A 19,490-nucleotide genomic window follows, 5' to 3' on the forward strand; every position below is an offset into this window, starting at 1 on the left:
GCGATGACGCACTCTGACGACTCCGACCGCGGTACTCGGCGCACCCGGTACGGCCTTCTGCTGCTGCGGCTCCCCTGAGCCGGGTGGCGTCAGAGTCCCGTTAAAGCAGTGGGTCTCGCCGTCAGAGAGCCGTCAAGGACCGGGTCGGTCCGGACGAAGAGGCGCTTTCCTCGAATCGTCCGTTTCACCGAACCTCACTCCAGGAGTTCGCGATGGCCGATCCGGCCTTCGTCGTCACCGTGCTCGCGGCGTTCGCGCTGGTGGCTCTCGTCGCCAAGGGGGTGACGAAGCTGTGACCGCCGAGAACGTCGTCGGCCTGGTCGTGGCCGTGTCCCTGCTGGGCTATCTCGTCCTCGCCCTGATCTTCCCGGAGAGGTTCTGAGCCCGATGGGTCCCGTCCTCGCCGGCGTGCTCCAGCTGCTCGCACTCATAGCCGCGCTGGCTCTCGCCTGTATCCCGCTCGGCAACTACATGGCCAAGGTCTACTCCTCCGACAAGCACTGGCGCGTCGAGAAGTGGGTCTACAAGGGCATCGGTGCCAACCCCGACACCGAAATGACCTGGTCCGCGTACCTGCGCGGCGTGCTCGCCTTCTCGGCCGTCGGCGTCCTCTTCCTCTACCTGCTGATGCGGCTCCAGGGCGTTCTGCCCGGCTCGCTGGGGTTCTCCTCGGTCGATCCGGCGCAGTCGTTCAACACGGCCGTGTCGTTCGTGACCAACACCAACTGGCAGTCGTACTACGGCGAGCAGACCATGGGGCACGTCGTGCAGACCGCCGGTCTCGCCGTGCAGAACTTCGTCTCCGCGGCCGTCGGCATGGCCGTCGCCGTGGCGCTGGTGCGCGGCTTCGCACGCTCGCGCACCGGTGCGCTCGGCAACTTCTGGTCCGACCTGGTGCGCGGCACCCTGCGGATCCTGGTGCCGGCGGCGGCGATCGCCGCGATCGTGCTGGTGGCGTGCGGCGTGATCCAGAACTTCTCCGGCATCCACGAGGTCGGACAGTTCATGGGCGGCTCGCAGCAGTGGAACGGCGGCGCGGTCGCCTCGCAGGAGGCCATCAAGGAGGTGGGCACGAACGGCGGCGGGTACTTCAACGCCAACTCCGCCCACCCCTTCGAGAACCCGACGCCCTTCACCAACCTCTTCGAGATCTTCCTGATCCTGGTGATCCCGTTCTCGCTGACCCGCACCTTCGGTGTCATGGTCGGCTCGGTCAGGCAGGGCTACGCCATCCTCGCCACCATGTTCACCATCTGGCTGAGCTTCGTGGCCCTGATGATGTGGACCGAGTTCGCCCACCACGGCCCGGCGTTCCAGGCCGCGGGCGGGGCGTACGAGGGCAAGGAGGTCCGCTTCGGCGTCGGCGCGTCCTCGATCTTCGCGGTGTCGACCACGCTCACCTCGACCGGCGCGGTGGACTCCTTCCACTCCTCCTTCACCGGCCTCGGCGGCGGCATCACGATGCTCGGCATGATGCTCGGCGAGATCGCGCCCGGCGGTGTCGGCTCCGGCCTCTACGGCATGTTGATCATGGCGGTCATCGCGGTGTTCATCGCCGGCCTGATGGTCGGCCGTACGCCCGAGTACCTGGGCAAGAAGATCGGCACCCGCGAGATCAAGCTGGCCGCCTGCTACCTCCTCATCACGCCGGCGCTGGTGCTCGTCTTCACCGCCGTGTCCATGGCCCTGCCGACCCCGCCGCACTCGATGCTGAACTCCGGCGCGCACGGCTTCTCCGAGGTGCTCTACGCCTTCACTTCCGCGTCGAACAACAACGGCTCGGCCTTCGCCGGGCTGAACGCGAACACCGACTGGTTCAACACCATGACCGGCCTCGCGATGCTGCTGGGCCGCTTCCTGCCGATGGTGTTCGTCCTGGCGCTGGCCGGCTCGCTCGCCGAGCAGAAGCCGGTGCCCGTGACCGCGGGCACCCTGCGCACCGAAAAGCCGTTGTTCACCGGCCTGCTGGTGGGCGCGATCGTGGTCATCACCGGTCTCACGTACTTCCCCGCCCTCGCGCTGGGCCCGCTCGCCGAGGGGCTGGCGTCATGACCACCCGTACAGAGAAGCAAGAGGACTCCATGTCCACCGCCACCACTCCCACCCGGGCGCCGCACAGCGATGTACCCACCGGGCACAAGGAGGACCGGGTCGGCGCCGGCCTGTTCGACCCCAGGCAGCTGGTGAAGTCGCTGCCGGACGCCTTCCGCAAGCTCGACCCGCGGGTGATGATCAAGTCGCCCGTGATGTTCGTCGTGCTGGTCGGCTCTGTGCTGACCACGGTGTTCTCCTTCAAGGACCCGGGCGACTGGTTCGGCTGGACCATCAGCGCCTGGCTCTGGCTGACCGTGGTCTTCGCCAACCTGGCCGAGGCGGTCGCCGAGGGCCGCGGCAAGGCGCAGGCCGACACCCTGCGCAAAGCCAAGACCGACACCGTCGCCCGCCGTCTCGTGGGGGACACCGAAGAGCGGGTGCCGGGTACGGAGCTGCGCGTCGGCGACCTGGTGGTGTGCGAGGCCGGGGATGTCATCCCCGGTGACGGGGACGTCGTCGAGGGTGTCGCGTCGGTCGACGAGTCGGCGATCACCGGTGAGTCGGCCCCGGTCATCCGCGAGTCGGGCGGCGACCGCAGCGCCGTCACCGGCGGCACGAAGGTGCTGTCCGACCGCATCGTCATCAAGATCACGACGAAGCCGGGCGAGACCTTCATCGACCGGATGATCAATCTCGTGGAGGGCGCCGCGCGGCAGAAGACGCCCAACGAGATCGCGCTGAACATCCTGCTCGCCTCGCTGACCATCGTCTTCCTCCTCGCCTGCGCCACCCTCCCGCCGTTCGCGGACTACGCCGGTACGCAGCTGACGATGGTCGTGCTGATCGCCCTGCTGGTCTGCCTGATACCGACCACCATCGGCGCACTGCTGTCCGCGATCGGCATCGCCGGCATGGACCGGCTGGTGCAGCGCAACGTGCTGGCCATGTCGGGCCGGGCGGTCGAGGCCGCCGGCGACGTCTCCACCCTGCTCCTCGACAAGACCGGCACCATCACCCTCGGCAACCGGCAGGCAGCCGAGTTCGTCCCGGTGGGCGACACGACGGAGGCGGATGTCGCGGATGCGGCCCAGCTGTCGTCACTGGCCGACGAGACGCCCGAGGGCCGTTCCATCGTCGTCCTGGCCAAGGAGAAGTACGGGCTGCGCGAGCGCCACCAGGACGAACTCTTCGGCGCCGAGTGGATCGAGTTCACCGCTCAGACCCGGATGTCGGGCGTCGACGTGGACGGTCGCAAAATCCGCAAGGGCGCCACGGCCTCGGTCATCTCCTGGGTCGAGGAGCAGGGCGGCACGGTCGCGGAGGACGCGGACGAGATCGCCGACCGCATCTCCGAGGCGGGCGGGACCCCGCTGCTGGTCGCGGTGGACGACGAGCAGGGCGCGCGCGTCCTGGGCGTCATCCACCTCAAGGACGTCGTCAAGGACGGCATGCGCGAGCGGTTCGAGGAACTGCGCCGCATGGGCATCAGGACCGTCATGATCACGGGCGACAACCCGCTGACCGCGAAGGCGATCGCCGAGGAGGCCGGTGTCGACGACTTCCTCGCCGAGGCCACTCCCGAGGACAAGATGGCCCTCATCAAGCGCGAGCAGGCGGGCGGCAAGCTGGTCGCGATGACCGGCGACGGCACCAACGACGCCCCGGCCCTCGCCCAGGCCGACGTCGGCGTGGCGATGAACACGGGCACGTCGGCCGCGAAGGAGGCCGGCAACATGGTCGACCTCGACTCGAACCCGACCAAGCTCATCGAGATCGTCGAGATCGGCAAGCAACTCCTCATCACCAGGGGCGCGTTGACGACGTTCTCGATCGCCAACGACGTCGCCAAGTACTTCGCGATCATCCCCGCGCTGTTCGCGGCGGTCTACCCGGGCCTGAACAAGCTCAACATCATGGGTCTGGCATCGCCGGACTCCGCCATCCTGTCGGCCGTGATCTTCAACGCGCTGATCATCATCGCGTTGGTGCCGCTGTCCCTGAAGGGCGTGCGGTACCGGCCGGTCAGCGCGGACCGCATGCTGCGACGGAACCTCACGATCTACGGGCTGGGCGGCCTGATCGCCCCGTTCATCGGCATCAAGCTCATCGACCTGCTCATCTCCCTCATCCCCGGGATCGGCTGACCGCCATGAACAACTCCGTTGTGAACACCGCCCGGTTGCTCGGAGCGGGCCTGCGCGCCCTCCTCGTACTGACCCTGGTCACCGGCGTCATCTACCCGCTCGTCGTCACCGGCATCGCCCAGGGGCTGTTCCCCGGCAAGGCCAACGGCTCCGAGATCAGGGCGGACGGCAAGGTCGTGGGCTCCTCACTGATCGGGCAACAGGGCTACAGCCTGGACTACTTCCAACCGCGCCCGGCGAACGGGCTCGGCGAGAACTCGCTCAACACCCAGTACAGACTGCTTCTTTCGGGCGCCACCAACCTGTCCGCCGACAACGACAAGCTCGTCAAGTCGGTGGAGGCGGCCAAGGCGAAGGTGGTCAAGGACAACTCCACTGCCGACCACAAGGTCGAGCCGTCCCAGGTCCCGGCAGACGCCGTGACGTCATCGGGCTCCGGCCTCGACCCGGACATCTCCCCGGCCTACGCCGACCTCCAGGTCCACCGTGTCGCCGAGCGCAACGGCCTGACCGACGCCCGGGTCCGAAAGCTCGTCGACGAGCACACCGAGGGCCGCACGCTCGGCTTCGTCGGCGAGCCCCGGGTCAACGTGCTCGAACTCAACATCGCGCTCAAGGACCTCGTGGCCAAGGCCCGCCCATGACCCGGGTGCTCGTGGTGGAGGACGACCCGCAGCTCGTACGGGCCCTCGTCATCAACTTGCAGGCACGTCACTACGGCGTCGATGCCGCCCCCGACGGCGCCACGGCCCTGCGTCTCGCCACCGCGCGGCAGCCCGACGCGGTGCTGCTCGACCTCGGTCTGCCCGACATGGACGGCGTCGACGTCATCAAGGCCCTGCGGGGCTGGAGCCGGGTCCCCGTCCTGGTTCTGTCCGCCCGGCAGGCGTCGGACGAGAAGGTGGCCGCGCTCGACGCCGGCGCCGACGACTACATCACCAAGCCGTTCAGCATCGACGAGCTGCTGGCCCGGCTGCGCGCCGCGGTCCGCCGTACCGACGACACCCCGCACGCGGCCGGGACGGTGCTCGTCGAGACGGCGGACTTCACCGTCGACCTGATCGCCAAGAGGGTCGTCAGGGACGGGCAGGACGTGCGGCTGACCCCGACCGAGTGGCACCTGCTGGAGGTCCTGGTGACCAGTCCGGGCCGGCTGATCACGCAGAAGCACCTCCTCCAGGAGGTCTGGGGTGTTCCGCAGCGCAGCAAGACCAACTACCTGCGGGTGTACATGGCCCAGCTGCGCCGCAAACTGGAGACGGATCCCTCCCATCCCCGTCATCTGATAACCGAGCCCGGCATGGGCTACCGCTTCGAGGGATGACAACGTCCCAGGCTCCCGCAACACCGAGCGCCGGCAGGACGTCGAGGAACTGCCGGCGGCCGGCATCGACGTGATGTCGACCGTCAGCATCCGGCACCTGGAGACAAGGTCGACGCCGCCCTCTCCAACTACTCCGGGCCCGGCAACCTGACCGCCCTGCGCGAGCGGGCGCCTGTTACGCCAGGAGGCCGCGCCAGCGGTCGGCCGACTCCGTCAGGTCCCCGGTGACCCGCTCCAGGAACGTCCCCACCTTGGCCAGCCGCTGCCCCACGGGCGTGTCCGGCCCGAGCGTCTCGGCCGCCGCCAGCGCGGCCTGCGCCGACTCCAGCGTCTGCCGTGAGCTGATCACGACCGAGCGGTACCAGGCGTCGTCGTCGACGACATAGATGTCGCGACGCCGCTGCGGATCGCGCTCGCGCCGGACATACCCCTGCTCGACCAGGAAGTTCACGGCCACGGAGACGGAGGCCGGGCTGACCTTCAGCCGGTGGGTCAGCTCGGCGGCGGTGCGCCTGCCGTCCTCGGACAGCAACAGGTCGACGTGCACGCGCGCTGTCATCCGCGGCATCCCCGACCTGACCGCCAGCTCGATGATCTCCTCCTCCATCGTGCCGCTCGGCACTCCGCCCCCGCGCGGGGGTGCGGGTGTGCCGCGCTGCGCCCGCTGGACCGTCGCCCGGTGCGCCTGCTGGGGCCGGTAGCCGGCGGGGCCGCCGTTGCGTGCGACCTCCCGGCTGATCGTCGAGGTCGGCCGGTCGAGGCGCCTGGCGATCTCGGCATAGGAGAGCCCGTCGGCGAGTCCGGCCGCGATGCGCTGGCGCTCCTGCTGGGTCAACCGTCCTCCTGGCATGCCGCCAGTATTGCCTTCGCCGCTACCCATTGCAACGAACCATTGCATTCACTCTCAGCGTCATTGCATCAAATTACCGCCCTCCGCCTGCTCGAACGCTATTCGATTGATTGACGTCTCCCTGAACGCAACGTAGCTTTCGCTACACACAAAACACGTGATGTCGCGAGATGAGGAATGGCCATGAGCGAATCCCTCCACACCGTCACGACCCTGCCGACGGAGCGTCAGCCCGGCTGTCCCTTCGACCCGCCGACGGAGCTGATCGATGCCCGCCGGCACGGCCCCATCAGCCGCTACACCCACCCCGACGGAAAACCCGGCTGGATGATCACCGGATACGACCTCGTCAGATCGGTCCTGGCCGACCCGCGGTTCAGCTCGCGCAAAGAGCTCATGAACGTGGTCGACTTCGAGCTCCCACCGGCGCCTCCCGGAGAGTTCCTCCTCATGGACGAGCCGCAGCACGGGCGTTACCGGAAACCGCTCGCGGGAAGGTTCACCGCACGGCGGATGCGACTGCTGACCGAACGCATCGGGCAGATCACCACCGACTGCCTGGACGCCATGGAGAAGGCCGGTCCGCCGGCGGACCTGGTGACGGCGTTCGGCAAGCCGATCCCCACCATCGTGATCTGCGAGCTGCTGGGAGTGCCGTACGAGGACCGCGGCTCCTTCCAGGAGCAGATCGACACGTTCATGGGCGGGGCCACCAGCGACGAGGAGCTGATAGCGGCCTACACCGCGACCCAGGAGTACCTCGCGGAGCTGGTGGCCGCCAAGCGCGCGAACCCCACCGACGACGTGCTCAGCGAACTCACCGACAGCGATCTGACCGATGAGGAGCTGAAGGGGATCAGCCTGATCCTGCTGGCGGCCGGGTTCGACACCACCGCGAACATGCTGTCCCTCGGCACCTTCGCGCTGCTGCAGAACCCGGCGCAACTGGCCGCGCTGCGCGCCGATCCCGCGCTCGTCGACGGGGCCGTGGAGGAGCTGCTGCGGTATCTGAGCGTCGCCAAGTCATTCATGAGGACGGCGCTGGAGGATGTCGAGGTGGGCGGCCAGACCATCGAGGCCGGCACGACGGTCGTCCTGTCGTACAACACCGCCAACCGCGACCCCGAGCGCTTCACCGATCCCCACGTGCTCGACCTGCACCGGCAGGACGGCGGGCACCTGGCCTTCGGCCACGGCATCCATCTGTGCCTGGGCCACCAGCTGGCCCGCATCGAGATGCGGGTCGCCTTCTCCGCGCTGCTCGACCGCTTCCCCACGCTGCGCCTGGCCGTACCCGCCGAGGACGTTCCCCTGCGCCCGGAGAGCGCGGACATCTACGGGGTGAAGAGCCTCCCGGTGACCTGGGACGCGTGACCGCGACGCGGTGACGGGTGAGGTCGCGTACGGTTGCGTCGCACACGCCGCACGCGCCGCACACGCTGCCTCGTCCGATCAGCCGTACTCGGGCTGCCACATGGCGTCCTGGATCTGCTGGACCACGTCGTCCAGGCGGGCCCGGGCGACGCCCTCCTCGGTGGCGCGGCGGGCGACGGCCGTGGCGACCACGGCCGAGGAGGTGCGCAGGTTCTGCACCTCCGGCAGGAGGGCGGCGCCGGGTTCCGAGAGGTCGGCGAGGCCGGCGACGGCTTCCGCCGCGGCCTGGAGCATGCCGTCGGTGATCCGCTCGGCGCGGGCCACCACGGCGCCCAGCCCCAACCCCGGGTAGACGAGGGCGTTGTTGGCCTGGCCGATCACGTACGTGGTGTCGCCCAGCTCCACCGGAGGTACCGGGATGCCGGTGGCGACCAGGGCCTTGCCCTCGGTCCACCGCAGCACGTCCGCGGGCATGGCCTCGATCTTCTCCGTGGGGTTGGACAACGGCAGGACGACCGGCCGGTCCACGTGGCGGACCATGGCACGCACCACGTCCCGGGTGAAGGCCCCGTGCTGGGTGGAGGTTCCCACCAGCACGGTCGGGTGCACGTGGTCCACCACGCCGTGCAGGTCGGCCGGCCCGTCGTCGGGCCACTCGTCGTCGGGCCGCGCGTACGGCCGCTGGTAGTCGCGGAGTCCCTCGGTGGACTGCCGCAGCAGGCCCTGGCGGTCCACGCACCAGATGCGGCGGGTGGCCTCCTCCCGGTCCAGTCCGTCGCGGACCATGGCGTCGCGCAGCTGGTCGGCGATCCCCACGCCCGCGGTCCCGGCGCCGAAGACCACGATCCGCTGATCCCGCATGGGCGTGCCCGTGACTCGTACCGCGTTCATGACGCAGGCCAGCGTGATCGCGCCGGTGCCCTGCATGTCGTCGTTGAACGTGCAGATCTTCTCGCCGTACCGCTGGAGGATCCGGCGGCCGTTGCCGGGGCCGAAGTCCTCCCAGTGCAGCAGCGCCTGCGGGAACAGCTCCGCCACCGCCTCCACGAAGGCGGCGACGAACTTGTCGTACGCCTCGCCGCGCACCCTGTTGTGCTGGTTGCCGACGTACAGCGGGTCGTTGAGCAGCGCCTGGTTTCCGGTGCCGACGTCGAGCATCACCGGGACGGCCCGCCCCGGGTGGATGCCCGCGGCGGCCGTGTAGACCGCCAGCTTGCCGACCGAGAGCTGCATGCCGCCGACGCCCCAGTCGCCGATGCCGAGGAGTTGTTCCGCATCGGTGGCCACGAGCAGGTCGACGTCGTCGGGGCCCAGGCCCAGCGCCTGGAACGCCGGGCGGATGTCCTGGGGGCGGTCGACGGACAGGTAGACGCCGCGCGGCCGCCGGTATTCGTGGCTGTAGCGCTTGACCGCCTCGCCCACAGTCGGGTCGTAGACGATCGGCAGCAGCTGAGTGAGGTGGTCGCAGAGCAGCCGGAAATAGAGGACCTCATTGCGGTCGTGGAGCTGCTCCAGGTACACGTTCTTCGCCAAGTCGTCCGGCTGCGCCTGTAGTTGCTCCCAGGCGCGGCGCGCCTGGAGCTCCAGCGAAAGCACTGCGGGCGGCAGCATCCCGACCAGTCCGTGGCGTTCCCGCTCCTCCTGGGTGAAGGCGACGCCCTTGTTGCTCAGCGGGTCCGTGAGCAGCGCGCGACCGCTCGGTCCGTCCTGTGCGCGGTTCCGGGGCGGGGCCATCGGATCTCCTTACGTCGGGCGTGTGCCGTCAGGACTCGTTGTCCCGTGAGGGCTCGTTTGTCCCCACGCACCCGGGTAACCCGCTCGACGGGACAGGGCACTGCCGCCCCTCCCTTTTTTTCGGCTCCTCTGGCGTCGGTGCGTCGATCATCGCCGCGGGCAGCCCGTTCTCTGACATCCCATCAGCGACTTTACGGTCGAAGGAGAGCCATGGGCGACATCACCACCAGCGACGGTGTCACGATCCACTACGAGGAACAGGGCGCCGGCCCTCCTCTCGTCCTGATCCACGGCTGGGGCTTCAGCGGCCGCTTCTTCACCCGCAACCTGGACGCCCTCGCCGAACACGCTCGCGTCATCACCGTCGATCTGCGCGGTCACGGCGACTCCGGCAAACCCCGCCACGGCTACCGCGTGTCGCGGCTGGCCAAGGACCTGTCCGAACTCCTCGAAGCACTCGACCTGCGCGAGGTCACCGTCCTGGGCTGGTCATTGGGCTGCCCGGTCATCTGGAGCTATCTGGAACTGTTCGGCAGCCACCGCCTGGCCCGCGCGGTGCACGTCCAGCAGGCCCCCCGCCAGTACTACGCACCGGACTGGAAGCACGCACACGCCACCTGCTACGACGAACCCTCCCTGGCCGCCCTGCAGACCCAGCTCACCTGCGATCCCCCGGCCTTCGACGAGGACCAGATCGGCACCGTCTTCGCGGGCGAACCCACCTCGCAGGAGAGCAAGTTGCTCCTGGCCGAGATGGCCAAGTCACCCGCGTACGCACGCAACGCCCTGATGGCCGACCACACCCGCCACGACTGGCGCGACCTGCTGCCCACGATCCGGCTGCCCAGCCTGGTCCTGGTGGCCCGGCGGGACCAGGTGTTCCCCTGGCAGGGTCCCGCCTGGGTCGGCCAGGCGATCCCGGGCGCCCGGACCGTCTTCTTCGAGCACAGCGGCCACGCGCTGTTCTTCGACGAGCCGGAGAAGTTCCACCACACGGTCACCGGTTTCCTGACCGACAGCGGGAACGACACGGGAGGACGCGCATGAACATGAACAGGCCCACGCCGCCGTTCCCCTTCCCTTACGGCGTCAACCAGTTCACCACCATGCCCTGGTCCTTCGACGAGGACCTGGCGCACTACGCCGACCTCGGTGTCGGAGCGATCGAGCTGTGCGAGACCAAGCTCCACCACGACCATGAGCGCGCCAAGGCGCAACTCGCCTCCGTCGCCGAGACGGGACTGCCGATCAGCTCGGTCCAGCCCCTCGTACGGACCGTGTTCCCGAGCGAGACCCAGCCGGAGCCCGCCGGTCGGCGTGACCGGCTGGCCCGCTTCCGCCGCAGCGTGGAGCTGATCGCACCGTTCGCCCCGGGCGCGGTCTTCGTCACCAACACCGGGCCGGCGCCCGGCGGAAACCTGCACGAGGCGATCCGCCAGGTCGTCACCCATCACCGCGAACTGGCGGACATCGCGGCCGACCACGGTGTACGGATCGCGCTGGAGCCCCTCAATCCCGTCCTGCTCAACGCGGAGACCGCCATCTGGACCTACCGGCAGGCGCTCGGCATCGTCCAGGAGGTCGACCGCGAGAACGTGGGCGTCTGCCTCGACCTGTGGAACCTGTGGCAGGACCCGGACCTCGTCCCCCGCCTCGCCGACGCTCCCGACCGCCTGTTCCTGCTCCAGGTCAGCGACTGGCGCACACCCCGCTCGCGGATGGACCGGCGCAGCGTCGGCACGGGCGACATCCCGGTCGGCCGACTTCTGCACGCCGCCTACAGCGTCGGCTACCGCGGCCCCTGCGTCCTGGAGATCTTCTCCGACAACGTGCCGGACTCGCTCTACGAGACGGACCTGGACGATCTCCTGCGCGCCAACCGGACGGCCCTCGAGTCGGCTTGGCGGGCCGGCTGAGCGCGTTCAGACCGGTTCGGGTTGTGGTTCCGGTCGGCGCGCGACTGCAGCCGTCGGTTCCCACAGTCTGGCGGTCCGTACGTAGCCGTAGACCACCGAGGCCATCGCCAGGATGAGAAGTGGTCCGGACACCTCCTGATGCCTGGCCATCTCCAACGGGATAAAGCGGTACGACACCAGGAGCGCGGCGAAGACCGCAGTCCCGTAGGCCACGAGCTGGATCCCCTGCCGGTCCCAGCCACGGTCGAGCGCACGCAGCGCTGCCTCGACGGTGAGCGCGAACACCACGCCGGCGACGAGGTCCACGCCGTAGTGGTAGCCGAATCCCAGCGTCGCGGCGAGCGTGGCAACCAGCCAGAACGTGCCGGCGAATCGCAGGATTCGCGAACCCTTGCGGGTATGAATGAAGATCGCGACGGCCCACGCCGTGTGCAGGCTGGGCATGCAGTTCCGTGGGGTGATCCGGTCGTACGGCATCAGCTGCGGCGTGGTGATCGGCAGCGGCGTGTGCGGCCATAGATTGGCCGCCGCCCATTCCACGCCGCCGGTGCCGGAGGCGCCCGGGCCGTAGGCGAAGACCGGTCCGACCACCGGAAAGAGCATGTAGATGCCCGGCCCGAGGAGGCCGATCACCAGGAACGTGCGCACCAGATGATGGCTCGGGAAGCGGCGCTCGACACTTACGTGACGCAGCTGGTACAGCGCGACGACGATCGCGGCCACCGCGAGCTTCGCGTAGACCAGGTCGAGAACATGGATGCCGAACGGGCCGGTGGCCTGGAGGAGGCGGCCTGCCAGCCACGAAGGGTTGCCCAGCGCGTGGTCGGCGGTTGCCACGTACTGGTCGAGCACCAGCGGGCGGGTCTTCGACGTGATCAGGAGCCAGGAGTCGCCGGTCTTGCGGCCGGCCACCAGCAGCAGGCCCAACCCGACGCCCTGCAACAGGAGGAGACGTTCCGGGCCGGTGCGGCGCGTGACGGCGATGACCGCGTAACCCAGCATCACCAGCAACGCGCCATTGCCGAAGAAATGGCCGTCGGCCACCTTGACGTCGGCCGCCCACCGCACCAGCACGAGGACGGCGTCCAAGCCGATCGCGACGCCTGCCGCGATGATCCGTTGCGGCCAGGTGAGCACCACCGACATCAACGCCAAACCGCCGTACAGCGGCCCCGGTTTCGGGGCGAATATCGCCCCTGCCAGTTGGTCGGCGATCGGCCCCGGCTGACCGTAGCGGCGTGCGGCGATCTCCAGAGCGACGAAGAGCCCGAGAGCCGCCACACCCGCCGTGACCCACAGCATCACTCGCCACTGACGCCAAGCAGTCGACGCACTTCTGCTGTTTATTCGCGAAAACACATGCAACGCCCTGGATATGAATTTTTCGACCGATTTGCTTGATATGGGCTCATTGGGTGAACAGCGATGGGACAATCATCGCGAGTTTCCAAGATGCTATGAGCTCGTCACACAAGTCGGCTACGGGCGCTTCACAAAGGTAGGTGCTCTAGTCGCGCATGGCGTCGCGGACCAGGGCGGTGTCGACGAACTGCTCGAAGCGGACGATGAGGCCGCCGCGGACCACGAAGTGGTGGGCGACACGCACGTCGATCGGTTTGCCGGTGGCCTTGTTGGTCGCGGTGTAGCGGGCGAGGACGACGACGTTCTCCCCGTCGACGACATAGGTGTCGTCGTGCGCGGTCCAGCCGTCCCACTCCTTGCCCAGCTGCTCCATGACGTGGGAGGTGACCCCGTCGGGGGTGCGGTAGGTGCCGGCGAGAGGGAAGCCCGCCATCTCCTTCCACTCCACGTCCGGGGCGAGGGTGGCGCGCAGGGCCTCCAGGTCGCCGGCCGCGGAGGCCAGGTACTGGCGGCGGACCACGTCGGCCGGGGCCGTGGAGGTCGCGAAGTCGGTGTGCTCGTGGTCCATGACTCTCAGCCCCACTTCATCTCGCCCTTGGCGACCTTCGCCCCGATCTGGGCGGCGATCAGCATGCCGTTGCCGGGGTAGCGGGCCACGAGCGCCTCGGTCAGCGCGGCGCCGTCGGCCGCCTTGCCGAGCTCCTCCTCGAAGGCGACGAGATAGTCGCGGGTGGCGGTGATGGCGGAGGCGTCGGCCGCCGTGCCGGGCAGGCGGTGGCCCGGGACGACCAGCGCCGGCTGCAGGGCGGCCATCTCGTCGAGCAACTCGATCCAGGCGGAGCGATCGGCGGGGGTGGGGGTGTCGGCGACCCAGACATGCTCCTGCTGGAAGAGCAGGACGCCGCCGAGGAGGGCGCGGTGCTCGGCCTGCCACAGGTAGTGGCGGTCGGGCAGGCCGGCCGGGCCGCCCTTGAGCTCGAAGCGGTGGCCTTCGAGGGTGAGGTCACCGGTCAGCGGGGTGAGGCCGACCAGGCGGGTGGGCAGGTTCGGGCCGAGGGCCGCCCACGCCTTGAGCTTGCCCTCGTAGGAGTGCCGGATGTGCTCGATGACGATCGGGGTGGCGACGAAGGCGGCGTCGGGGAAGGCGTCGGCGAGTACCTCGGCGCCGAAGTAGAAGTCGGGGTCGCCGTGGCTGACGAAGACGGTCTTCAGCTTCTTGCCGGAGTCGAGGATCTCGGCGGCGAGGCGGTGGCCGTCGGCGCGGGTGAAGCCGGCGTCGACCAGCAGCGCCTCCTGCTCACCGGTGACGAGTGTGGCGGTCTTGTTCTTGCTGCCGGCCGGGAAGTCGAGGTCGAGGACCTTGAAGGAGAGGGTGCTCATGCGGGCCTCCGGGGGGATGGAGTTCAGTGGGTGGGGGCGGTGGTGAGGGCGGCCAGTCGCCGGTCGATCTCGTCGGCGGTGGCGTGGCCTTGGGCCAGGACGGTGACTCGGCCGCCGTCGACGGCGAGCAGCGTGGGGAAGCCGGTGACACCCAGTTCGGCGGAGCGGCGGAAGTCGTCCGCCGCCGCGTTGCGCGCCTCGGGCGCTTCGAAGGCGGCGACGACGGCGTCGGCGTCCAGACCGGCCTCCTCGGCGACCTTCCGGTAGGTGGCGGGGTCGGAGAGGCTGAGGCCGTGGACGTAGAAGGCCCGCTGGAGGGCGCCGGCCAGTTCCGCCGCACGGTCGGGGGCCGCCCGGCGCAGGGCGACGACGCCGCGGGCGGCGGCCTCGGAGTCCATCACGAACGAACCGTCGGCGATCAGCCGCTCGTAGCCCTCGCCGAACTCGGCGCCGGTCTGCTCGGCGATCCGGGCGTTGGCGCCTTGGACGTATCCGAACTCGCGGATCGGCACCCGGCGTGGCCCGGTGAACAGACCGCCGGAGACCACCTCGACCGGCAGCGCGGGATGACGGGAGACGACCTCGCGCAGAGTCCCGGAGAAACCGTGCGACCAGCCGCAGTAGGCGTCGAAGGCGTAGACGAGCTTCATGGAAGGTCCCAGCGAAGGTGTGGCGCCCGCCGGCCGCGAGCGGTTCGTCTGAGAAAACAGTAACTGACTCGTCAGATATTTCTGCGGTTGTGTGACGTCCGCCACGTGCGAGCCCTGGATGTCAGCCCAAAGGGGCCGTTCAGGGCAGGCGGGGCAGCTCGTCCCGTGCGGAGTGGCTCAGGATCCGCAGGTCCTCGGCGAACCGCTCCCGGTCCTCGGGCGGCAGCGGCGCCAGGAAGTAGCGCCGGATGTTCTCCACGTGCAACCGGGACGCCCGCACCGTGGTCTCCTCCCCCAGCCGGGTCAGCCGTACCAGCCGCCCGCGCCGGTCACCGGGATCCTCGGCGCGCTCCACCAGCCCGGCGGCCTCCATCCGGTCCACCAGGCGCGTCGCCCCGCCTGTGGTCAGCACCTGCTCCTGGGCGATGGACCGCATCGAGAGCCCGGGATCGCCCGCCCGCCCCAGGATGAGCAGCACCTCGAACATCAGATGGCTGATGCCGCACTCCAGCTCCAGTGACCGCCCGAGGATGTACTCCAGCCGGTTCGCCGCCCCCTGCAACCGCCCGAACGCCAGCACCAGCGCATTGTCCGCGGCCTCCTTCGGCGACGAGATCTCCGACGGCTCTTCCACGTTCCCACCGCCCGACTGGGCCTCCGCACCATGCATCCACCGATGATGCCTCGTGCGGCCTGGGGCGCCGGCACTCAACCGGGCGTGGGCAGTGACTCAGCGGTCGATGTAGCTGAAGTCACCCACGGTCCAAGCGCTGACGTCCTTGATCGCGACTCGGTACATGCCGCCCGTCTCGGGGATACCGAGGCTGCCCTGGAGGATCCGGGCGAGATGGAAGTGCAGGTGCGTGGGCGTCTCACCGCGGCCGGGCCGGTTCTCCCGGGAGCCGCGAGCGAAGACGTCGGCGAAGGGACCGAGCCGGTCCGAGTCCTTCAGGACGTCCGCCACCCGCTCCCGCCACACTGCCTCCGGAGCCAGTCGGCCGGTGATGACGGCACCGCCGACGACCACGGTCAGTGACATCTGATTGCTTCGCTCGGACTCAACCGCGGCGGAGATGGCGACGAGCAGCTCATCAGGGTTCGACATGAGCGCACATCTTATCCAGCTGCCTGCCCCGGAACCCACCGCGGGCGGGTGAAGCGGCGGCGACGCAAGGCGGCGCGTCGGGGAACCGCCGTCCACAGCCGATGTGTTGCCGTGTCACGGCCGTGCCACGGCGGTGTCCGGAAGGGAGGACGGGCGTGACCCGAGGGCTCCGGGGCTCCTCTTGGTCAGCACAGAGCGGGAAGCCGGCGGAAACGCCGCCGGGGCCCTGCTACTGACCGCCCTGCTACTCACCGCCTCGGAAGGGACCTCCCGTGAAGAACCGCCACCTGCGCAAGGCCGTCGTCGCCACCGCCGCGATCACCGCCGGGCTGCTGATGACGGCGTGCCAGAGCAGCACGGCCGACAGCTCGTCCGGCAAGAGCGGAACGGGCGCGGCGGCAGTCGCGGAGAAGGCCTCGGACTCCAAGGGCTCCAAGGGCTCCGTGGCCTCCAACGGCTCCGTGGACTCCGCGGGCTCCAAGGGCTCCAAGGGCTCCAAGGGCTCCAAGGGCTCCAAGAACTCGAACGGCGTCAGCGGCTCGTTCAAGAACGGCAAGGTCACCTATCTCGCCCCGGGCAAGTACATCGTGTCCGTGCCGGGCAAGGGCGACCAGCAGTTCCTGGTCGCCGACGACACCGAGGTCTACGGCGTCGGCACGATATGCGGCGACGCGGGGTCCGAGGTGGACGCGCCGTGCACCCTGGATCAGCTGGAGGCCGCCACGAAGAAGGCCGCCGTGAGCGCCGATGTCGAGATGCGGAACGGCATCGCGACCCTGGTGACCGAGCGGCGTGCCGCTCAGCAGGGCAACGGGGGCAAGGGTGTCAACGGGACCTGGTTCGGCAACGTCTCCTACCTCGCGCCCGGCAAGTACACGGTCTCCGACATGAAGGGCACCGAGCAGCAGTTCCTCGTCGCCGAGGACACCAGGATCTGGGGCTACGGCGACATCTGCGGTGACGCGAACACGGGCGAAGGCGGCCAGGGCGGCACCGAGTGCACCGAGGCGGAACTGGAGACGGCCGCCAAGAAGGGCTTCAGCGCCGAGGTCGTGATCAGCAACGGCATCGCGACCACCGTCCGCGACGACCACTGAGCCGCGGGACGGGCCGGGGACGCCGGCCGGGCGATGGCGAGATGATGGCGGGATGATGGCAGCCATGCGCATCCGCATCGACGCCGTCGACCTGCCCGGCCTCACCCGCCCCGCCTCCGCCGCCGGCGACCTCCACGTCGCCGTACAACGCCGCGACCGTCCCGCCGAACTCCTCGCACCACAGCCCGGCGACGCACCGTCGGCGACCTGGACCCTGGAGTGCACCACGAGCACCTCGCCCACCGGCACCGAGGTCAAGGGCCCCTACGTGCAGGACCGTCTGGGCCGGCGGTTCATCTACCTGTCGTGGGGCACGGTCGACGACTCGGGCACCTTCACGATGTTCCGCCGCGCCAAGCTCATGCTCGACGTCATCCCCGACGACGTACTCGCCGCCGCCGCACGCGACGGACTGCTGGTCGGACGCCTCGGCCTGACCGACGAGCAGGGCGGGCCCCGGTGCGGACGCGTCGAGCCCCCGCACATCACCTGGACCGCCGCACGCGCCGACTAGTCCAGCGCCCCGTCGTCGAGGCCGGCGTTCGCCGGAGGGCACAGAGCGCACGAATGGCTCCTCCCGGAGTGCCTCGCCCGCCCCGGCTGCTTAGCGTCGTCCTGCGAAGCCCACGCGGTCCGCGCCGCAACCGCGCCCGCTCCGAGGCGATCGAGGCGATTGAGAGGCACGTTCATGGCAGTCGTGATGACCTTCGTCTGGCCCGAGATCACGCCCGAGCTGTACGACACGGCGCGCAAGAGGGTGCGCTGGGAAGATGAGTCCCCGGACGGGTGCGTGTTGCACGCGGCGTGGTTCACGGCCGACGGCTTGAACGTGCTCGACATCTGGGAGTCGGAGGAGCACTTCGCCCGGTTCATCGCCGGCCGGATCGAGCCTGTGCTCAAGGGCGAGCTGGGGGTGAAGAGCGACCCGCAGCCGGAGTTCTTCCCTCTCCACAGGCGTTTCGTCGCCCCGGGCGTCAGCGGCGCTGCCTGACGTCCGCGTCAGCGGATCAAGCGGGCAGCGATGACGGACGACAGCGGGCGGAGGCCGGACCGGATCGGGGTCGACCGGTCGGAGGGGTTCGGCGAACGCCTGCTGGGTGTACTGCTGGACCGGGCCCACGAGATGCCTCCGGACCTGATCGCCCCACTCGTCGCGGAAGAGGTGGCCAGGGTCGGGGGGCGGGACGTCTCCATCCTGCTGCAGGACTACGAACAGGTGCTGTTGGTGCCGCTGCCGGGCCGGGGGCTGAAGGTCGGCGGCCCCGAGTCGGTCGAGGACTCCCCCGCCGGTGAGGCGTTCCTGACCCTCAGAACGGTGGAGGTGCCGCAGGACGGCAGTGTGCGGATGTACCTGCCGCTGCTGGACGGCAGCGACCAGATCGGGGTGATGGCCGTCACCCTGGACAGGGTCGACGAGGACGACCGGCGGCTGCTCCGCAGACTCGCCGGTCTGGTCGCGGACATGATCGTCACCAAGGACGCCTACACCGACCAGTTCTTCCAGGCCCGTCGCAGCGCCCCGATGAGCGTGGCCGCGGAGATCCAGTGGTCGTTGCTGCCCCCGCTGTCGATGACTGTTCCGCAGGTCGAGGTGGCCGGAATCCTGGAACCCGCCTACGACGTGGCCGGCGACAGCTTCGACTACGCACTCAACGGCGACATCCTCCACGTGGCCATGCTCGACGCGATGGGCCACGGGCTGGATGCGGCGACCATGGCGACGGTGGCCGTCGGTGCCTACCGCCACACGCGACGGGCCCATACCGATCTGTCCCAGGTGTACGCGTTCATGGACAGGGCCATCAACGAGCAGTTCGGCCAGGACCACTTCGTCACCGCGCAGATGATGGTGCTGAACATCGCCACCGGACGGCTGCAGTGGGTCAACGCCGGTCACCCGGCTCCGTTCCTGATCCGGGACCGCGCCGTGGTGGACCGGCTGGAGAGCCCGACCACGTTGCCGGTCGGCTTCGGCGGTGAGGAGCCGGTGGTCAGCGAGCGGATTCTGCGGCCCGGGGACCGGTTGCTGTGCTTCACCGACGGCCTGATCGAGGAGCACCAGGCCGGCGGAGCACTGTTCGGTGAGGCGCAGCTCATCGAGTGGACCAACCGGATCCTGCGCGAGCGCACCGAGGTACGGGCGGTGGTGCGGGCGCTCTCCCACGCCCTGAAACACCAACGCCGCGGCACGACGACCGACGACGCGACCATCTTCCTCGTCGAGTGGCGCGGCGGCGACGCCGATCACCTCGCCGCCCTCGACTGACTTCGACCGTGCGGGCACGCCCCGTCACCCGTATGCCGATGTGACCTTCCTCGCGATCGTGGGGTTCCGGCGCACTCGCCCTCGTCCCGTCCGCTGATGGCGACGGCCGCCGCGCATGGCTCATCGGGGGAGGTCATGGCGCTGCGGGCGGACGCGGCGGCAGGAACAGTGCAGCCTCGCGGAGCCAATATCTGTTTTTGCGAGATGAGAAATTGGCGCGGCCCCCGGCGAGTATTCCTCGATCGCCGGCCGGG

The 19,490-nt window shown here is 69.4% G+C and carries 20 protein-coding genes and 1 pseudogene; 13 read left to right on the forward strand and 8 right to left on the reverse strand.

Going from position 1 to position 19,490, the window contains the following annotated elements:
- Positions 1-292 precede the first annotated feature (292 nt).
- The 6 genes and pseudogenes from kdpF to MQE23_RS21015 form a co-directional block, all read left to right on the forward strand.
- Positions 293-382 carry a K(+)-transporting ATPase subunit F gene (gene kdpF, locus MQE23_RS20990; RefSeq protein WP_037672136.1) on the forward strand — a complete coding sequence of 30 codons (90 nt, stop codon included), beginning with the start codon at positions 293-295 and terminating at the stop codon, positions 380-382.
- 5 nt (positions 383-387) lie between these two features.
- The gene (gene kdpA / locus MQE23_RS20995; RefSeq protein WP_020275746.1) at positions 388-2,052 is read left to right on the forward strand and encodes a potassium-transporting ATPase subunit KdpA; all 1,665 of its coding nucleotides are present in this window, start codon (positions 388-390) and stop codon (positions 2,050-2,052) included.
- Positions 2,049-4,178 (forward strand): potassium-transporting ATPase subunit KdpB, encoded by a 2,130-nt coding sequence (gene kdpB / locus MQE23_RS21000; protein WP_243379868.1) that lies wholly within the window; start codon positions 2,049-2,051, stop codon positions 4,176-4,178. Before kdpA ends, kdpB begins: the two co-directional genes overlap by 4 nt.
- Before the next feature lie 5 nt (positions 4,179-4,183).
- A complete protein-coding gene (locus MQE23_RS21005; RefSeq protein ID WP_243379869.1) occupies positions 4,184-4,822 on the forward strand; it encodes a potassium-transporting ATPase subunit C in 639 nt (212 codons plus the stop codon).
- Complete coding sequence (locus MQE23_RS21010; RefSeq protein ID WP_020275749.1) at positions 4,819-5,502, forward strand: response regulator; 684 nt, start codon at positions 4,819-4,821, stop codon at positions 5,500-5,502. Before MQE23_RS21005 ends, MQE23_RS21010 begins: the two co-directional genes overlap by 4 nt.
- 1 nt (position 5,503) lies before the next feature.
- Positions 5,504-5,673: pseudogene (locus tag MQE23_RS21015) on the forward strand (hypothetical protein); the annotation flags it as partial.
- 4 nt (positions 5,674-5,677) lie between these two features.
- On the opposite strand, the gene MQE23_RS21020 reads toward MQE23_RS21015, so the two are convergent.
- Positions 5,678-6,352, reverse strand: a complete 675-nt coding sequence (locus MQE23_RS21020) for a helix-turn-helix domain-containing protein (RefSeq protein ID WP_037672141.1) — start codon at positions 6,350-6,352, stop codon at positions 5,678-5,680.
- Between the two features lie 183 nt (positions 6,353-6,535).
- Between MQE23_RS21020 and MQE23_RS21025 the strand changes: the two genes are divergently transcribed.
- Positions 6,536-7,726, forward strand: a complete 1,191-nt coding sequence (locus MQE23_RS21025) for a cytochrome P450 (protein ID WP_243379870.1) — start codon at positions 6,536-6,538, stop codon at positions 7,724-7,726.
- A gap of 78 nt (positions 7,727-7,804) precedes the next feature.
- Here MQE23_RS21025 and MQE23_RS21030 read toward each other — a convergent pair whose 3' ends face one another.
- The gene (locus MQE23_RS21030) at positions 7,805-9,460 is read right to left on the reverse strand and encodes an NAD-dependent malic enzyme (protein ID WP_020275752.1); all 1,656 of its coding nucleotides are present in this window, start codon (positions 9,458-9,460) and stop codon (positions 7,805-7,807) included.
- 210 nt (positions 9,461-9,670) lie between these two features.
- On the opposite strand from MQE23_RS21030, the gene MQE23_RS21035 reads away from it, so the two are divergent.
- Together MQE23_RS21035 and MQE23_RS21040 are read left to right on the forward strand one after the other, a co-directional pair.
- Positions 9,671-10,507: an alpha/beta hydrolase gene (locus MQE23_RS21035; protein WP_243379871.1), complete on the forward strand. Its 837-nt coding sequence runs from the start codon at positions 9,671-9,673 to the stop codon at positions 10,505-10,507.
- Entirely contained in the window at positions 10,504-11,376 is an 873-nt protein-coding gene (locus MQE23_RS21040; protein ID WP_243379872.1) for a sugar phosphate isomerase/epimerase family protein, read from the forward strand. The genes MQE23_RS21035 and MQE23_RS21040 overlap by 4 nt, the downstream gene beginning before the upstream one ends.
- A gap of 6 nt (positions 11,377-11,382) precedes the next feature.
- On the opposite strand, the gene MQE23_RS21045 is transcribed toward MQE23_RS21040, so the two are convergent.
- The 6 genes from MQE23_RS21045 to MQE23_RS21070 form a co-directional block, all read right to left on the reverse strand.
- On the reverse strand, positions 11,383-12,678 hold the full coding sequence (locus tag MQE23_RS21045) for a phosphatase PAP2 family protein (RefSeq protein ID WP_020275755.1): 1,296 nt from the start codon (positions 12,676-12,678) through the stop codon (positions 11,383-11,385).
- A gap of 205 nt (positions 12,679-12,883) precedes the next feature.
- Positions 12,884-13,306 carry a nuclear transport factor 2 family protein gene (locus tag MQE23_RS21050; protein WP_020275756.1) on the reverse strand — a complete coding sequence of 141 codons (423 nt, stop codon included), beginning with the start codon at positions 13,304-13,306 and terminating at the stop codon, positions 12,884-12,886.
- Between the two features lie 5 nt (positions 13,307-13,311).
- Entirely contained in the window at positions 13,312-14,118 is an 807-nt protein-coding gene (locus tag MQE23_RS21055) for an MBL fold metallo-hydrolase (protein ID WP_243379873.1), read from the reverse strand.
- Between the two features lie 23 nt (positions 14,119-14,141).
- Entirely contained in the window at positions 14,142-14,768 is a 627-nt protein-coding gene (locus MQE23_RS21060) for a DsbA family protein (RefSeq protein WP_243379874.1), read from the reverse strand.
- 139 nt (positions 14,769-14,907) lie between these two features.
- Positions 14,908-15,402 carry a MarR family transcriptional regulator gene (locus MQE23_RS21065; RefSeq protein WP_020275759.1) on the reverse strand — a complete coding sequence of 165 codons (495 nt, stop codon included), beginning with the start codon at positions 15,400-15,402 and terminating at the stop codon, positions 14,908-14,910.
- Positions 15,403-15,498: 96 nt separating this feature from the next.
- Positions 15,499-15,873, reverse strand: a complete 375-nt coding sequence (locus tag MQE23_RS21070; RefSeq protein ID WP_020275760.1) for a hypothetical protein — start codon at positions 15,871-15,873, stop codon at positions 15,499-15,501.
- 272 nt (positions 15,874-16,145) lie between these two features.
- Here MQE23_RS21070 and MQE23_RS21075 point away from each other — a divergent pair, with 272 nt between their 5' ends.
- The 4 genes from MQE23_RS21075 (at position 16,146) to MQE23_RS21090 (ending at position 19,236) form a co-directional block, all read left to right on the forward strand.
- Complete coding sequence (locus tag MQE23_RS21075; protein WP_243379876.1) at positions 16,146-16,970, forward strand: hypothetical protein; 825 nt, start codon at positions 16,146-16,148, stop codon at positions 16,968-16,970.
- Between the two features lie 64 nt (positions 16,971-17,034).
- The gene (locus MQE23_RS21080) at positions 17,035-17,484 is read left to right on the forward strand and encodes a DUF5990 family protein (RefSeq protein ID WP_243379877.1); all 450 of its coding nucleotides are present in this window, start codon (positions 17,035-17,037) and stop codon (positions 17,482-17,484) included.
- A 174-nt stretch (positions 17,485-17,658) separates the two neighbouring features.
- Entirely contained in the window at positions 17,659-17,961 is a 303-nt protein-coding gene (locus tag MQE23_RS21085; RefSeq protein WP_020275763.1) for a hypothetical protein, read from the forward strand.
- Between the two features lie 30 nt (positions 17,962-17,991).
- Positions 17,992-19,236, forward strand: coding sequence for a PP2C family protein-serine/threonine phosphatase (locus tag MQE23_RS21090; RefSeq protein ID WP_020275764.1), 1,245 nt, complete (start codon positions 17,992-17,994; stop codon positions 19,234-19,236).
- Positions 19,237-19,490: the final 254 nt, after the last annotated feature.

It is taken from the genome of Streptomyces sp. HP-A2021 (genome assembly GCF_022807935.1).
Taxonomy (GTDB): Bacteria; Actinomycetota; Actinomycetes; order Streptomycetales; family Streptomycetaceae; genus Streptomyces; species Streptomyces afghaniensis.

What these genes read in the sequence shown, in the direction of transcription:
- MQE23_RS21030 (WP_020275752.1), bottom strand. Translation starts at nt 9,460, where the DNA reads ATGGCCCCGCCCCGGAACCGCGCACAGGACGGACCGAGCGGTCGCGCG.
- MQE23_RS21045 (WP_020275755.1), bottom strand. Translation starts at nt 12,678, where the DNA reads ATGCTGTGGGTCACGGCGGGTGTGGCGGCTCTCGGGCTCTTCGTCGCT.
- MQE23_RS21005 (WP_243379869.1), top strand. Translation starts at nt 4,184, where the DNA reads ATGAACAACTCCGTTGTGAACACCGCCCGGTTGCTCGGAGCGGGCCTG.
- MQE23_RS21055 (WP_243379873.1), bottom strand. Translation starts at nt 14,118, where the DNA reads ATGAGCACCCTCTCCTTCAAGGTCCTCGACCTCGACTTCCCGGCCGGC.
- MQE23_RS21090 (WP_020275764.1), top strand. Translation starts at nt 17,992, where the DNA reads ATGACGGACGACAGCGGGCGGAGGCCGGACCGGATCGGGGTCGACCGG.
- MQE23_RS21020 (WP_037672141.1), bottom strand. Translation starts at nt 6,352, where the DNA reads ATGCCAGGAGGACGGTTGACCCAGCAGGAGCGCCAGCGCATCGCGGCC.
- MQE23_RS21050 (WP_020275756.1), bottom strand. Translation starts at nt 13,306, where the DNA reads ATGGACCACGAGCACACCGACTTCGCGACCTCCACGGCCCCGGCCGAC.
- MQE23_RS21040 (WP_243379872.1), top strand. Translation starts at nt 10,504, where the DNA reads ATGAACATGAACAGGCCCACGCCGCCGTTCCCCTTCCCTTACGGCGTC.
- MQE23_RS21060 (WP_243379874.1), bottom strand. Translation starts at nt 14,768, where the DNA reads ATGAAGCTCGTCTACGCCTTCGACGCCTACTGCGGCTGGTCGCACGGT.
- MQE23_RS21080 (WP_243379877.1), top strand. Translation starts at nt 17,035, where the DNA reads ATGCGCATCCGCATCGACGCCGTCGACCTGCCCGGCCTCACCCGCCCC.
- MQE23_RS21035 (WP_243379871.1), top strand. Translation starts at nt 9,671, where the DNA reads ATGGGCGACATCACCACCAGCGACGGTGTCACGATCCACTACGAGGAA.
- MQE23_RS21085 (WP_020275763.1), top strand. Translation starts at nt 17,659, where the DNA reads ATGGCAGTCGTGATGACCTTCGTCTGGCCCGAGATCACGCCCGAGCTG.
- kdpB (WP_243379868.1), top strand. Translation starts at nt 2,049, where the DNA reads ATGACCACCCGTACAGAGAAGCAAGAGGACTCCATGTCCACCGCCACC.
- MQE23_RS21010 (WP_020275749.1), top strand. Translation starts at nt 4,819, where the DNA reads ATGACCCGGGTGCTCGTGGTGGAGGACGACCCGCAGCTCGTACGGGCC.
- MQE23_RS21025 (WP_243379870.1), top strand. Translation starts at nt 6,536, where the DNA reads ATGAGCGAATCCCTCCACACCGTCACGACCCTGCCGACGGAGCGTCAG.
- kdpA (WP_020275746.1), top strand. Translation starts at nt 388, where the DNA reads ATGGGTCCCGTCCTCGCCGGCGTGCTCCAGCTGCTCGCACTCATAGCC.
- MQE23_RS21070 (WP_020275760.1), bottom strand. Translation starts at nt 15,873, where the DNA reads ATGTCGAACCCTGATGAGCTGCTCGTCGCCATCTCCGCCGCGGTTGAG.